Raw genomic sequence first — 14,551 nt, 5'->3', positions numbered from 1 at the left:
GCAGTACCCCATGAGTTTCAATATCGCCCTGTCTGGCCTGAACGCCGTCACCGAACAGCTCGGGACCATCAGCCACAACATTGCCAACGCCGGCACCACCGGCTTTAAATCCTCGCGTGCCGACTTCGGCAGCGTCTATGCCGAGTCGCAGGCACTGGGGGTCGAGGTGCTGGGCAAGACCCAGAGCATTTCCCAGAACGGTACGCTGGTGGCTACCGGGCGGACCCTGGATCTGGGGATTTCCGGCGGCGGATTCTTCGTCACTCGCAGCACCAGCGGCGAGCAGATGTTTACCCGTGCCGGGGTATTCAATACCGACAACCAGAATTATGTGGTCAGCGCCACCGGCAGCCGGTTGCAGGGCTATCCGGTCGATGCCGCTGGCAACCTGCAGATGGGCGGGATCGGTGATATCCAGTTGCAGACCACCAACCTGCCGGCGCGGGCCACCGACAGTCTGAACTTCGTCGCCAACCTCAACGCCAACCAGGATGTACCGGCGCTGGCGCCGTTCGACCCGGACAACGCCGACACTTTCAACTCAACCTACACCACCAAGATCTACGACTCGCTGGGCCGTGAGCACACCCTGACCCAGTATTTCGTCAAGACCGCGGACAATACCTGGGAAGCCCATTACTACGCCGATGGCGCCGCTGTTGCTGGCCCGCAGGCGATCACCTTTGGTACCGATGGCGCCCTGACCGGGCCGGTCGGCACCGTCGCGGTCGGTTTCCCGGTGCCGGGTGCCAACCCGATCGCCATTGAGGTCGACTACAGCGGCACCAGTCAGTACGGCTCCGATTTCGTGGTGACCAGCAACCGGGCCACCGGTTACAGCGCCGGTGAGCAGACCGGGCTGGCGGTCGAGAAGGACGGCCGGATCTACGCCACCTATAGCAACGGCCAGCGCATGTTGCAGGGCCAGTTGGTGCTGGCCAACTTCGTCAATCCGCAGGGGCTGAAGAATGAGAGCGGCACCCAGTGGAGCGCCAGCGACGAGTCTGGCGATCCGTTGATCGGTATTCCTGGCGTCGGCCAGAACGGCCAGATCGCCTCCGGCTCGCTGGAAAACTCCAACGTCGATCTGACCCAGCAACTGGTCGGGCTGATGGAAAGTCAGCGCAACTACCAGGCCAACTCCAAGGTGTTGAGTACCGACAAGGAACTCACCCAGGTGCTGTTCAACGCGATCTGAGGCTGAGTCATGGACCGTTTGGGTTATACCGCAATGACCGCCGCCAGCCGCAGCATGCTGTCGCTGCAGGTGCAGGCCAACAACCTGGCCAACGTCAACACCCCGGGTTTTCGGGCTGACCTGGAGGCCGCGCAGGCTGTTGCAGTGCAAGGCTATGGCTATGACAGCCGGCATCTGGCGGTGGTCAGAAACTCCGGTGTCGATCTGCGCCCGGGCACGTTGATGGCGACCGGTCGACCGCTGGACGTGGCGATTCAGGGCCATGGCCTGATCGCCGTGGAAGCCGCCGACGGCAGCGAGGCCTATACCCGCCATGGCAGCTTGCAGGTCGACGCCGAGATGCGCCTGACCGTCAATGGCCGGCCGGTGCTGGGCGAGGACGGGCCGATCGTGCTGCCCGAATACGACAGTATCAACATCGGCAGCGACGGGGTGATTTCGGTCATGCCGCGTGGCGACTTCCTGACCCTGGAAGCGGGGCGGATCAAGCTGGTCGATCTGCCGGCCGAAGCCCTGAGCAAGCGGCTCGATGGGCTGCTCGCCAGCCAGGACGGCCAGCCGGCAGAACTGAATGATGGCGTGGTGCTGGTCTCCGGTCATCTGGAGTCGAGCAACGTGTCGGCGATTGAGCAACTGGTATCGACCATGAGCCTGAACCGGCTGTTCGAGACCCAGGTAAAAATGATGAAAGCCGCCGACGATCTGTCAACGGTCGGCAACCGCATGATGCGCGGCAGCTGAGGGGAGAGATGAAATGAGTTCAGCATTGTGGGTGAGCAAAACCGGTCTGGCCGCGCAGGACAAGGCGCTGTCAGCGGTGGCCAACAACCTGGCCAACGTCAACACCAACGGCTTCAAGAGCGATCGGGTGGTGTTCGAGGATCTGTTCTACACCATCGAAAAGCAGCCTGGGGCCCAGGCTGATCAGGTCAACACCGTGCCCTCGGGAATCCAGCTTGGCAGTGGCGTGCGGGTAGCTGGGACCCAGAAGGTGTTTACCGAAGGCAGCATGCAGACCACCGGTCAGCCGATGGATCTGGCGATTGTCGGTAACGGTTTCTTTCAGGTCGAATCGCCGGCCGGCGAGGTGTTCTACACCGAAAATGGTCAGTTCCAGCTCAATGCCGAGGGCCTGATGGTCAATGCACAGGGCCTGCCGCTGGTGCCGGCGATCGAAGTGCCGGCCGGTAGCAGCCGCTTTACCGTCAGCAGCGATGGCATTGTCACCGCGGTGCTGGCCGGAGAGGCGCTGCCGGTTGAGCTGGGGCAGATTACCCTGGCCAACTTCGCCAATCCGGCGGGTCTTGAGGCGCTGGGCGGCAACCTGTATCGCGAGACTATCGCCAGCGGTGAGCCGGTCGAGGGCGAGCCGGGGGCCGATGGCCTGGGTCAGCTCAAACAGGGCGTGCTGGAAGGCTCGAATGTCCAGGTGGTCGAGGCCATGGTGTCGATGATCGCGATCCAGCGCGCCTACGAAGCCAATGCCAAGGTACTGGATGCGGCCTCGGGCATGCAGCAGTTCCTCAATCAGACGGTATAAGCCGATGAAGCGCGCTCTTTGTCTGCTGGGGTTGCTGCTGCTGGGTGGCTGTCAGAGTTACGGCGGGTTGTATGCCGACGACGCCGAACTCTATGCCCCGGCCGAGCCCGACTACATCCTGCCCGAAGCCCAGGCGGGTGGGCTGTTCCGTAGCGGCTACAGCGGCTCGCTGGTCGGCGATCGGCGTGCCACCCGGGTCGGCGACATCATCACCGTGGTGCTGGAAGAGTCGACCCAGTCGAGCAAGAGCGCCGGCACCAGCTTCGGCAAGTCCACCAGCATGGGGGTCGGGGTGCCGACCCTGTTCGGGCGTGATATCGACCGGCTGGAAAGCTCGGCCTCAGCCGAGCGCGACTTCAGCGGCTCGGCGCGTAGCTCGCAGCAGAACACTCTGCGCGGCTCGATCGCGGTGACTGTGCATCAGGTGCTGCCGGGCGGCACTCTGGTGGTCAAGGGTGAGAAAGCCCTGCGCCTGAACCAGGGTGACGAGGTCATTCGGCTGACCGGGCTGGTGCGCGCCGACGATATCAACCGCTTCAATCAGGTGTCGTCGCAGAATATCGCCAATGCGCGTATTTCCTACGCCGGACGTGGGGTGCTGGCCGACAGCAACAGCCCCGGCTGGTTGACCCGGTTCTTCACCAGTCCTTTGTTCCCTCTTTGATCCGGAGCTGCTGATGCGTGTCGTTATCACCCTGTTGATACTGTTGGCGAGCCTGCTGGCCGCACCGGTCCGGGCTCAGGTCGCGCTGATGGATCTGGTGGATGTCGAGGGTATTCGTGGCAACCAGTTGATCGGCTACGGCCTGGTGGTCGGCCTGGACGGTACCGGTGACCGTAGTCAGGTGCGTTTTACCGGCCAGTCGGTGGCCAACCTGCTGCAGGAATTCGGCGTCAGCCTGCCGCAGAACGTCAACCCGAACCTGAAAAATGCTGCGGCGGTGATGGTGACTGCCGAGGTGCCGCCCTCCTTCAGTCCGGGCCAGAGCATCGATGTCACCGTATCGTCGCTGGGCGATGCCAAGAGTCTGCGCGGCGGCTTGCTGCTGATGACCCCGCTGCGCGGTATCGATGGTGAGGTTTACGCCCTGGCTCAGGGCGATCTGGTGGTAGGCGGGCTGAATGCCTCTGGTGCCAGTGGCTCGAGCGTGGCGGTCAATAGCGCCAATACCGGGCTGATTCCCAATGGGGCGACCGTCGAGCGCATGATTCCGAGTGACTTCGCCGAGCGCCCCGAGGTGATGCTCAATGTTCGCCAGCCCAGTTTCCAGACCGTGACCCGGATTGTTGAGCGTATCGACGACATTTTCGGCCCTGGAACCGCCAAGGCCCTGAACGCCACCAAGGTTTCGGTCCGGGCTCCGGTGTCCAGCACCCAGCGCATGAGTTTCATGGCCATGCTGGAAGGGTTGCAGATCGAGCAGGGCCGGACCCGGCCCAAGGTGGTGTTCAACAGCCGCACCGGTACCGTGGTGGTCGGCGAAGGCGTGCGGGTCCGGGCTGCAGCCGTGGCCCACGGCACCCTGACCGTGACCATCAGCGAGAACCCGGAAGTCAGCCAGCCTGGGCCCTTCTCCGGCGGTGAGACCGCGGTTGTGCCGCGTACCGGCATTGAGGTGGCGCAGCAGGTTAAGCCTATGTTCGAGTGGCCCGAGGGTGCCAGCCTGCAAAGCATCATCAGTACCGTCAACAGCCTGGGCGCGACCCCGGATGATGTGATGAGCATCCTCCAGTCGCTGGAACGGGCCGGGGCCCTGAACGCCGAATTGATCGTAATGTGACCATGAATATTCTATCGCTAACCCATCCGCAGCAACGCCTGAGCGCCCACGGTGGCGCAGTCGACGCCCGTCGCCAGCAACTGGAGGCCGCCGCCGAGCAGTTCGAGGCCATGTTCCTGCAACAGATCCTCAAGCAGATGCGCAAGGCCGGGGACGTGCTCAGTGCCGATAACCCGATGCGTAGCCGCGACCTCGACACGCTGCGCGATTTCTACGATGAAACCCTGGCCGACAGCCTGGCCACCCGGCGCCAGACCGGCATCAGTGATCTGCTGGTGCAGCAACTGGCGGGTGATCAGGACGCCAGTGACCAGGCCCAGCGACTGGCGGCCATGGACCAGCAGCCGCTGCCGCGCAGCACGGCCAGTGCCAGCAGTTTTCAGCCGTTGGCCGATACCTGGCGACGTGGGGTCGGGCAGCTGGAACGGGTCTGGGAGCGGGGCAGTGTAGCGTTCCAGCGCCTGGTCGACAGTGTGGTCAAGCACGAGTCTGGTGGGCGGGTCGATGCGGTATCGCCGGTCGGTGCGCTGGGATTGATGCAATTGATGCCTGATACCGCGCGGGAAATGGCCGGCGAGCTGGGGGTGCCCTACAACCAGGCCCGGCTGCTGCAGGATGGTGACTACAACAAGCGCCTGGGCAGTGCCTACCTGAACAAGATGCTGGATCGCTATAGCGGCAGCGAAGTGCTGGCGCTGGCGGCCTATAACGCCGGGCCTGGTCGGGTTGATCAGTGGCTGCAACGTTTTGGCGACCCGCGTCAGCCCTCTGTCAGTGAGGCTGAGTGGGTTGAGCGGATTCCGTTTGCCGAGACCCGCAATTACACCCGCAACATTTTGCGCGATATCCGCCAGAGCACCGCCCAGGAAAGCTTGCCGCCCAGTCTGCGGCCATCGCTGAGTCGGGTCGGCAGCGAGTCCGCGAGTGAGACATTTAAGCCGCAGCCGGCGACGGTCGCCTTGGATGATCAAGGGCAACGCAGCACTGGCGAGCTGGCGCTGCGCTCGCCCGCCTTTGCCCCGACGATCCGGCCTGCCACCAAGGAGCCTGCCGCATGAGCCTGAGCCAGATTGCCTACACCGGTCTGCACGCGACCCAGTTGGCTCTGACCGCGACCGGTCAGAATATTGCCAACGTGCATACTCCGGGTTTCAGCCGGCTGACTTCGGTAATGAGCTCGCTGTCCGGCCAGGCCGGACTGACCGCCGGTGGCGGGGTGCAGGTCACCAGTATCCGGCGTATGACCAGCGAGTTTCAGAATCAGCAGTTGTGGCGGGCCAATACCGAAATGCACGCCCATACCAGTGCCCAGCAGTATCTTGGCGCGCTGGAAAGCCTGATGAGTGGCGATGGCTCCAGTATCAGCATCGGCCTTGACCAGTTCTTCGCCGCGCTCAGCGAGCTGACCGTCAGCCCCGAGTCGCCGGCCCTGCGTCAGCAGGCGATCAGCGAGGCTGGCAACCTGGCTCAGCGCTTCAATGGCCTGAATGGCAATATCGACGCCCAGTTGCGTGCACTGCATGAGCAACGTCAGAGCATGAGCGTGGAGGTCAACGGGCTGCTCGGCAATATCGCCGAACTCAACCGGCAGATCGTCGCTACCGAGTCGGTGGGTGGCGACAGCAAAGCACTGCGCGACCACCGGGAAATTCTGGTCAAGGAGCTCAGCCAGTTCGCCGGTATCCGGGTCAACGAAGTCGATGATGGTTCGCTGACCGTATCGCTGAGCAACGGCCAGCCATTGGTAGCCGGCAGTACCGCCGGCCGGCTTGAGGTCAATCAGTTACCCAGCGGCGAGCAGCAACTGGCTCTGAGCTTTGCCACCTCCAGTTTTCCGCTGACCCAGGACAGCCTGGGTGGTGCGTTGGGTGGCCTGTACAAGGTCGAATACCAATCGCTGCGCCCGACCCAGCAGGCCCTGCATGGCATGGCCAGCGAGTTGAGCCAGGCAGTCAATGCGGTGCTGGCTGGTGGTTATGATCTGCAGGGCAACCCGGGGCAGCCGCTGTTCAGTTACGACCCCACCAGCATCACCGCAATGCTGACCGTCAACCCTCTCAGTGCTTCGGAGCTGGCGCTGTCAGGTGAGCCTGGCGAGGTGGGTAACAACCAGGCGTTGCTGGCCTTGCTGGAGCTGCGTCAGGCACCGATCACGCTCAATGGTAATCAGGTCACCCTCAACGATGCCTATGCCGGGCTGCTCGGCCAGGTGGCCAGCGACAGTCGGCAGAACCAGGCCGACCTGCGTTCGGCGACCGCTGTGCTGGAGCAGGCCCAGGCCCAGCGTGACAGCATCAGCGCGGTCAACCTGGATGAGGAGGCGGTCAACCTGATGAGTTACATGCAGGCCTATCAGGCCAACATGAAGGTGATTACCACGGCCAGCCAACTGTTCGACGACCTGTTGGCCGCGTTCTGACAACAACGATAAATCCGGAGTGACAAGGCCGCATGAGCATGCGCATCACCAACGCCCAGATTACCGCCATGATGCAGGGCTCAATGAATGCCAATTCGGCACAGTTGGGCAAGCTGATGCAGCAGATGGCGACCGGCCAGCGGCTATTGCAGCCTTCCGATGACCCGGTAGCCAGCGTGCGCCTGCTGCGCATCCAGCGCGAGGAGGCCAGTCTGGCCCAGTACCGGAGCAACATCGGCACTTTGTCCGGCAGCCTGGCGACCCAGGAGACCAATCTCACGGCGGCCTCCGATACCATGCTCAGCCTGCGCGACCTGTTGCTGTGGGCGGCCAACGACACCAATGGCGATGACGACCTGCGAGCGATCGCCGGGGAAATGGCCAACATCGAGCAGACGCTCGTGAGCTTTCTGAATGTGCGTGACGAGGAAGGTCGCTTCCTGTTTTCCGGCACTCTCAGCAATAACCCGGCGGTGACCTTCGATCCGCTCACTGGCAGCTATCAGGCCAGCGGCAATGACAAGCATCGCCAGGCCGCGGTGGCCAACGGCGTGCTGATTGACGAAAACGTTACCGTGATGGAAATCTTCGGCACTGACCTGGATTTCCTCAATCGTCTGCATGAACTGGTCGGCATGCTGCAGGACCCGCTGCTGGACGCCTCTGATCCGCTGCTCAAGCAGCAGTTGACCGACACTCTGAACGAGTTGGACCGTACTCATGTCAACCTGCTGGGGCAGGTCTCCGAACTGGGTGGGCGGCAAAATACCCTGACTCTGCTAGATGACAGCAATACTGAGGTGTCGTTGGTCAATCAGAAGATCGAGGGCGAGCTGTCGCAGCTCGATTACGCTGGCGCGAGTATTGATCTGAACCAGTACATGCTGGCCCTGCAGGCAACGCAGCAGACCTATTTGAAGCTGAATCAGCTAACCTTGTTCAGTCTGCTGTAAGAGGCTGGTACGCATGAAGATCGACAAGCAATTACCTGTAGTGACCCCGGTTGACCCGCAGGGGCGGCGTCAGACGGTGGTCAGGGAGCGCCCGCTGGAGCCCAGCCGGCAACCGGCGGTGGTTGCCGAGCAGCCGGCTGCACGGGCGCGCAAGAACAGCCGCAGCTCCGGCTACGGCCTGCAACTGAATCGCCAGCTCAGCGCCATGCAGTCAGCCGACAGCTATCTGGCCGATCTGACTGGCCGGCTCGACCAGTTGAAACTGTCGCTGAGCCGGCAACTGACCAGCAGCAAGGGTGAAGAGCGCCAGGTGCTGCGCCAGGCAATCGACAATCTCAACCGTCTGCTTGAGCGTCGCTCCGAGCGCTCGGCTGGTAGTCTGGACGCCAATTTACGCCTGAGCCTGAACGAGCCGGCCCGCAGTCGTTTCAGTCTGCCCGGGCTGGAGTCGCTTGAGGCACTGCAAGTGGCCGGGCGAGAAACCCTGATCATCAAGGCCGGGCGCCAGCAGTCCGAGCCCCGGGTGGTGGCTCTTGAGGAAGGGCTAAATGCCGAACAGCTCCTGCGCCGCTTCAATAATGCCCTGATGCCAGTGGGTATCCGCGCCGAACTGAACGCCGAGGGTGACCTGCGCTTCAGTAGCCGTGAAGCGGACTGGAAGCGACTCCAGGGTGGGATCCAGGTACAGGGGGAAGGCCGGCTGTTCGAGGCCGGACAGTTTACCCAGCTGCACCCCCGCGAAGAGCGCTTGTTGAGCCTGGATGGCAATAGTCAGCTGGACAACTTTCAGTCCCAGCGGCAGATGCTCGATGAGGTGGTCCAGGCTCTGGATCGGATTGCCCTGCTGCGTGACCAGTTGGCTCAGCGACAGCAGGAAATTCGCGAGTTCCTGGCTCAGCAGAGCGATCAGGATGAACAGGAGTGGGCCCAGGAGTACGCCCGTTCGGTTTTCGGCCTGATGCACAAGGCCGCCTCCAGCTACGCAGCGGTGACCCAGGCGGTGGTTGCCCAGGCTAACCTGAACCGCTTTGCCGTGGTCAGCCTGCTGTCTTGAGCGCCTGGCGCGGTACCTTCGGGGGAACCTGACGGTAGCGCCGATGGTCCATGGAATCCGGGCCCAATGGCAAACAAAGATGCCCTACGGCGCTGATATTCCTGGTGAAAGACAATGGCTGACTCTACAGATAAAAACGAATACCCTGGACACAAGGCGTCTGCCGGTACATCCTTCGAGGCTAAATTGTCGACTCGGCGCAATCAGGTCTGGCCGGAGGTATCCATGGTGTATGTACAGCGCGACGCGGAAGGCCTGCTGTTGCGTGTTGAAAGTGAACCGTTCGAAGGGATGACCGACACCCTGGCGGTCGAAAGCGAGGAGCTGGAAAGCTGGCTCAAGACCCGCGAAGAAGTACATTCCCGGCTGGCCAGCCTGAAGCAGACCGACCTTGACCTGATTCGGGTACTTGAGGATGTGGTCATCGTGCTGGTCGAACGTGGTGTGATCAGTTTTACCGACCTGCCCGAAGCGGCCCGTAACAAGCTGGATGAGCGGGCGCTGGCGCGTGCCGAGCTGGAAGGGCTTAGTAGCGAGATCAACGAGCGGCTCGGTAAACCACAAAAGCACTGAGCGTTGCTGCGCAACAAATACTTATGTCTTAGTGTTTGGAGTAATAAGCAAATCCGTATAACAAGCTTATTGTTCTAAAGGCCGGGCTTGGGTAGTCTGAATCTCCTTTAAGAAACATCCTGAACAAGCTTGTAGGAGTGCCCTGCGGGCGCGAAGCGGACGAGCATCTGCCATCGCACCTGCGGGGCGTTCTTACCTGAACTTTCAGCCGGAGGCTGTCATGTTGAACAAACCCCGTTGGATTATCCGTGTGGCCGGTGCCCTGGCGCTGACGGCCGGCTTGACGGCCGGTCCGGCTCAGGCTGCCGACCAGGAACTGCTGAACTCGTCCTACGACATCGCCCGCGAACTGTTTTCAGCCTATAACGAACTGTTTGCCGAGCACTGGCAGGCCGAAACCGGCAAGTCGGTCGAAATCAAGCAATCGCATGGTGGCTCCTCACGCCAGGCTCAGGCGATCATCCAGGGCCTGCGTGCCGATGTGGTGACCTACAACCAGGTGACCGATGTCGATATGCTGCATGAGCGTGGCAAGCTGATCCCGGCCGACTGGCGTGACCGACTACCCAATGCCAGCTCGCCCTACTATTCGACCATGGCGTTCCTGGTGCGCCAGGGCAACCCGAAGAATATCCATAACTGGGACGATCTGGCCCGGGCTGACGTCAGCTCGGTGCTGCCTAATCCCAAGACCTCGGGCAATGGCCGTTATACCTATCTGGCGGCACTCGGCTATGCGCAAAAAGCTCACGGTGATGATCAACAGGCGATTGATAACTACCTGCGCACCTTTCTCGGCAATGTTGCGGTGTACGACACCGGTGGTCGCGGCGCCACCACCACCTTCGTCGAGCGTGGTATCGGTGACGTCCTGCTGACCTTCGAGTCCGAGGTCAACAACATCATTGCCGAGTACCCGGATGGCGGTTATCAAGTGGTGGTACCCAAGGTCAGCTTCCTGGCTGAGTTTCCGGTCGCCTGGATTGACCGTAATGTCCAGCGCAACGGCACTGAAGAACTGGCCAAGGCTTACCTGGAATACCTCTATAGCGAACCGGCCCAACGCCTGATTGCCGGGTTCAATTACCGGGTGCATGATGAAAAGGTCCAGGCCGAGTTCGCCGAGCGCTTCCCCGAGCTGGAACTGCTGCCGATCGAGGCCATTACCGGTGACTGGGAAACCGCCATGCGTGAGCATTTTGCCAACGGGGCCAAACTTGACCAGTTGCAGCGCCGTTAAGCGGGGTCTTGCATGAGTTCAGCGCCCCGCGGCGTTTCCTCGTTGTTCTCCAGTAATCCCGGCAAGCGCGTCTTGCCGGGATTTGCCTTGAGTATGGGGATCTCGCTGCTGTTTATCAGCCTGGTTCTGCTGCTGCCGGTTACCGGTCTGATCGTCGAAAGTGCCGGCATGAGCTGGGCCGAGTATTGGGCGGTGATCAGTGACGAACGGGTCGTGGCCTCCTACCGGGTGACCCTGTGGGCGGCGCTGATCGCCTCGCTGGTCAATGGTTTGATCGGGCTGTTGCTGGCCTGGGTACTGGTGCGCTACGAGTTCCCCGGCAAGCGCCTGGTTGATGCGATCATGGATCTGCCTTTCGCCCTGCCCACCGCGGTGGCCGGTATCACCCTGGCCGCGCTGTTTGCCGAAAACGGCTGGTACGGCCAGCTGTTTGCGTTGTTCGGCATCAAAGTGGCCTTTACTCCGATCGGTATCATTATCGCCATGTCTTTCACCAGCCTGCCGTTCGTGGTCAGAACTGTGCAGCCGGTGCTGGAGGATCTGCCGACCGAGGACGAAGAAGCGGCGGTGAGCATGGGCGCCTCGGACTGGACGGTGTTTCGGCGCATTCTGTTTCCGGCCCTGTGGCCGGCGCTGATGACCGGTATCGCGTTGTCGTTTACCCGCAGTCTGGGCGAGTTCGGCGCGATCATCTTTATCGCCGGCAACATGCCCTACATCAGTGAAGTCACCAGTCTGATGATCTTCATCCGGTTGCAGGAGTTTGATCATGCCGCCGCCAGCGCGATTGCCTCGGTGGTGCTGCTGGCCTCGCTGCTCCTGCTGCTGGCGATCAACCTGTGGCAGGCGCGTTACCTGCGCCGCCTGCATGGACGCTGAGGGCTGCAGATGAAAAAACTCGGTGGTATGCGGGTTGGTGACCAGCCCTGGGTCAAATGGAGCCTGATCGGCCTGGCCGTCAGCCTGACCGTGTTGTTGCTGGTGATGCCGCTGGTGATCATTTTCGTTCAGGCCTTTTCCGGTGGCGTGCAGACCTACTGGGCCAACCTGACTGACCAGTACACCCTGCGCGCCATCAGTCTGACGCTGTTCGTCGCGGCGCTGACGGTGCCGATCAATCTGGTGTTCGGGGTGTTTCTGGCCTGGCTGGTGACGCGCTTCGAGTTTCCTGGGCGCAAGCTGCTGATTACCCTGATCGACATTCCCTTCGCGGTATCGCCGGTGGTGGCTGGCCTGCTTTATCTGCTGTTGTACGGCAGCAATGGCTGGCTCGGTGGCTGGCTGATGGAGCGCGATGTGCAGTTGATGTTCGCCTGGCCGGGCATTGTCATGGTCACGGTGTTCGTCACTTGTCCGTTCGTGGCCCGCGAGCTGATCCCCCTGATGCAGCAGCAGGGGCGTGAGGAAGAAGAGGCCGGGGTGGTGCTGGGCGCCAGTGGCTGGCAGCTGTTTCGCCGGGTAACGCTGCCGAATATCCAGTGGGCGCTGCTCTACGGGGTGGTATTGACCAATGCCCGGGCGGTCGGCGAGTTCGGTGCGGTGTCGGTGGTGTCCGGCAATATCCGCGGCGAAACCAATACCTTGCCGCTGCATGTCGAGCTGCTGTACCAGGATTACAACGCGGTCGGGGCTTTTACCAGCGCCTCGCTGCTGGCCGGGATCGCGCTGCTGACCCTGCTGGTCAAGAGTTTCGTCGAATGGCGCCAGGCCCGCCAGCATGAACAACAGGATCTTCGCTAATGAGTATTTCCCTCGAACGGATCAACAAGTCGTTCGGCAATTTCCAGGCGCTCAACGACATCTCGCTGGAGATCGGTGACGGCCAGCTGGTGGGGCTGCTGGGGCCCTCCGGTTCGGGCAAGACCACTCTGCTGCGGATCATTGCCGGGCTGGAGAGTGCCGACGGTGGCCGCATTCTGTTTCAGGGCGAGGATGTCACCGGCCAGCATGTGCGTGAGCGGCGCGTCGGCTTCGTGTTTCAGCACTATGCGCTGTTCCGCCACATGACGGTGGCCCAGAACATTGCCTTTGGTCTGGATGTGCTGCCGCGCAAGCAGCGCCCGGCGGCGGCCGAGATTCGCCGGCGGGTTGGTGAGCTGCTGGAAATGGTACAACTGGCGCATCTGGCTGAGCGCTATCCGTCGCAACTGTCGGGCGGGCAAAAGCAGCGCATCGCCCTGGCCCGGGCACTGGCCATGCAACCGCGCATTCTGCTGCTGGACGAGCCGTTCGGGGCGCTGGATGCCAAGGTGCGCAAGGATCTGCGGCGCTGGCTACGCAACCTGCACGATGAACTGAATTTCACCAGCGTGTTCGTCACCCACGATCAGGAGGAAGCGCTGGAGCTGTCCGATCAGGTGGTGGTGATGAGTGCCGGGCGTATCGAACAGGTCGATCGGCCGCAGGCACTCTATGCGAAGCCGGACAGTCGCTTCGTGTTCGATTTTCTGGGGCATGTGAATGTGTTCGCCGGGGCGTTGGATGGGCGCGAAGTGCGCCAGGGCGAAGGCTGGGTGCGTCTGCCGGAGCCGGCTGGCGCCGGGGGCGAGGTGCAGTTGTATCTGCGCCCGCATGAGGTGCGCCTGCAGTTGCATGCGGTTGAGCATGCCCACCTGCCGTTACAGGTCGAGGCGATCAATCTGATTGGTGCCGAGGTGCGTCTGGAACTCAGACCGTGCGGTTGGCAGGCCGATGAGTTGTGGGAGATCGGCATTACCCACGCCGAATACAATGGCTGGCAGCCACAGCGTGGCGACCGCTGCTATGCGGTGCCGGATGTAGGCCATCTGTTTGAGGCCCGGGGCGGCCAGCCGCGCACGCTGTACTGGGGCTGATCAGAGCCGGAAGCCTTCGGCGATATGCTCGGCCAGGCATTCGGTGATGGGTGAACGGGTCTGTGGATTGCGCAGCAGCACGATGCTGGCCGAGGGCATGTCGGGCAATCCTTCCTCTTTGCCAACGATCCGCATATGGGCGGGTATCAGGCTCTGCAACTGCGCGGTCAAGGCCAGACCGGCGCCAACCACGGCCATGATCGCCGATAGGCTGGGGCTGGTGTAGGCCACCCGGTAGTCACGGCCCATGGTATCGAGGGCGTTGCAGGCCCATTCGCGGCAGAAGCAGTCAGCGTTGAACATGGCCAGCGGCAAGACGTCGCTGCGGTGCAGGTCAAAGCCGGCGGCCTGAGCCCAGACGATCTGCTCCTGACGCAGCAACTGGCCAATTTCCTGGCCCGGCTGGCGGGTGACGATGGTCAGGTCCAGATCCTTGCGCTGCAGCAACTGGAACGAGGGTTCGCAGTGCATTTCCACCTGGACCATGGGGTAGGCCTGGGCGAAGCGCGACAGCACTTCAGGCAGAAAGCGCATGACGTAGTCGTCCGGAGTGCCGACCCGGACGCTGCCGACCATGTGTGGCGCGCGCAGACTGTTGAGCACTTCGCCCTGCAATTTGAGAATTCTACGGGCATAGCCGAGTAGCAACTGACCTTCGGCGGTCAGGCTGAGCTGGCGACCATCTTTCTGGAACAACGGGCGTTCCAGCACATCATCTTCCAGGCGTTTCATCTGCATGCTTACCGCCGATTGGGTGCGGTTCAGGGCTTCGGCGGCGCGGGTGAAGCCGCCATGGTCGGCAATGGCGACGAAGCTGCGCAGCAGTTCGCTGTCGATAACGGGGTAGTGGGCCATACATCAAATCCTAAGATGGGTTGCATAAAAAACATTCGTTGGATTGATGTTAAACCCGGCGCGACACTGACGCCATCCTGAATAGGAGGATGGCTGATGAAAGG

The 14,551-nt window shown here is 62.0% G+C and carries 15 protein-coding genes; 14 read left to right on the top strand and 1 reads right to left on the bottom strand.

Translation table 11 applies throughout. The features are described from left to right. Window positions 1–10: 10 nt before the first annotated feature. The 14 genes from flgE to C2846_RS15660 all read left to right on the top strand — a co-directional run bounded on the left by flgE (window position 11) and on the right by C2846_RS15660 (window position 13,592). Window positions 11–1,198 carry a flagellar hook protein FlgE gene (gene flgE / locus C2846_RS15725; protein WP_119701924.1) on the top strand — a complete coding sequence of 396 codons (1,188 nt, stop codon included), beginning with the start codon at window positions 11–13 and terminating at the stop codon, window positions 1,196–1,198. 9 nt (window positions 1,199–1,207) lie between these two features. Beyond that, window positions 1,208–1,939 (top strand): flagellar basal body rod protein FlgF, encoded by a 732-nt coding sequence (locus tag C2846_RS15720; RefSeq protein ID WP_080048594.1) that lies wholly within the window; start codon window positions 1,208–1,210, stop codon window positions 1,937–1,939. Window positions 1,940–1,952: 13 nt separating this feature from the next. Beyond that, window positions 1,953–2,738: a flagellar basal-body rod protein FlgG gene (gene flgG / locus C2846_RS15715; RefSeq protein ID WP_080048593.1), complete on the top strand. Its 786-nt coding sequence runs from the start codon at window positions 1,953–1,955 to the stop codon at window positions 2,736–2,738. 4 nt (window positions 2,739–2,742) lie between these two features. Next, window positions 2,743–3,402, top strand: coding sequence for a flagellar basal body L-ring protein FlgH (gene flgH / locus C2846_RS15710; protein WP_080048592.1), 660 nt, complete (start codon window positions 2,743–2,745; stop codon window positions 3,400–3,402). 13 nt (window positions 3,403–3,415) lie between these two features. Then, window positions 3,416–4,519, top strand: coding sequence for a flagellar basal body P-ring protein FlgI (locus C2846_RS15705; protein ID WP_080048591.1), 1,104 nt, complete (start codon window positions 3,416–3,418; stop codon window positions 4,517–4,519). Between the two features lie 2 nt (window positions 4,520–4,521). Further along, on the top strand, window positions 4,522–5,577 hold the full coding sequence (locus tag C2846_RS15700) for a lytic transglycosylase domain-containing protein (protein ID WP_119701923.1): 1,056 nt from the start codon (window positions 4,522–4,524) through the stop codon (window positions 5,575–5,577). Continuing rightward, entirely contained in the window at window positions 5,574–6,938 is a 1,365-nt protein-coding gene (gene flgK / locus C2846_RS15695; RefSeq protein WP_080048589.1) for a flagellar hook-associated protein FlgK, read from the top strand. Before C2846_RS15700 ends, flgK begins: the two co-directional genes overlap by 4 nt. A 38-nt stretch (window positions 6,939–6,976) precedes the next feature. Continuing rightward, window positions 6,977–7,891, top strand: a complete 915-nt coding sequence (flgL, locus tag C2846_RS15690) for a flagellar hook-associated protein FlgL (RefSeq protein WP_080051597.1) — start codon at window positions 6,977–6,979, stop codon at window positions 7,889–7,891. A 13-nt stretch (window positions 7,892–7,904) separates the two neighbouring features. Then, window positions 7,905–8,945, top strand: a complete 1,041-nt coding sequence (locus C2846_RS15685) for a hypothetical protein (RefSeq protein ID WP_119701922.1) — start codon at window positions 7,905–7,907, stop codon at window positions 8,943–8,945. Between the two features lie 225 nt (window positions 8,946–9,170). Further along, complete coding sequence (locus tag C2846_RS15680) at window positions 9,171–9,518, top strand: tryptophan synthase subunit beta (RefSeq protein ID WP_080048587.1); 348 nt, start codon at window positions 9,171–9,173, stop codon at window positions 9,516–9,518. 220 nt (window positions 9,519–9,738) lie between these two features. Further along, complete coding sequence (cysP, locus tag C2846_RS15675; RefSeq protein ID WP_119701921.1) at window positions 9,739–10,758, top strand: thiosulfate ABC transporter substrate-binding protein CysP; 1,020 nt, start codon at window positions 9,739–9,741, stop codon at window positions 10,756–10,758. Window positions 10,759–10,770: 12 nt separating this feature from the next. After that, window positions 10,771–11,637 (top strand): sulfate ABC transporter permease subunit CysT, encoded by an 867-nt coding sequence (gene cysT / locus C2846_RS15670; RefSeq protein ID WP_080048585.1) that lies wholly within the window; start codon window positions 10,771–10,773, stop codon window positions 11,635–11,637. A gap of 9 nt (window positions 11,638–11,646) precedes the next feature. Further along, window positions 11,647–12,498, top strand: a complete 852-nt coding sequence (cysW, locus tag C2846_RS15665) for a sulfate/thiosulfate ABC transporter permease CysW (protein ID WP_119701920.1) — start codon at window positions 11,647–11,649, stop codon at window positions 12,496–12,498. Further along, complete coding sequence (locus tag C2846_RS15660) at window positions 12,498–13,592, top strand: sulfate/molybdate ABC transporter ATP-binding protein (protein ID WP_119701919.1); 1,095 nt, start codon at window positions 12,498–12,500, stop codon at window positions 13,590–13,592. Before cysW ends, C2846_RS15660 begins: the two co-directional genes overlap by 1 nt. Here C2846_RS15660 and C2846_RS15655 read toward each other — a convergent pair whose 3' ends face one another. Next, window positions 13,593–14,447: a LysR substrate-binding domain-containing protein gene (locus C2846_RS15655; protein ID WP_119701918.1), complete on the bottom strand. Its 855-nt coding sequence runs from the start codon at window positions 14,445–14,447 to the stop codon at window positions 13,593–13,595. It lies immediately after the preceding gene. Window positions 14,448–14,551 lie beyond the last annotated feature (104 nt).

Source organism: Pseudomonas jilinensis (genome assembly GCF_003586265.1).
Taxonomy (GTDB): Bacteria; Pseudomonadota; Gammaproteobacteria; order Pseudomonadales; family Pseudomonadaceae; genus Halopseudomonas; species Halopseudomonas phragmitis.
This window is presented reverse-complemented; position numbering and strand designations above follow the sequence as displayed.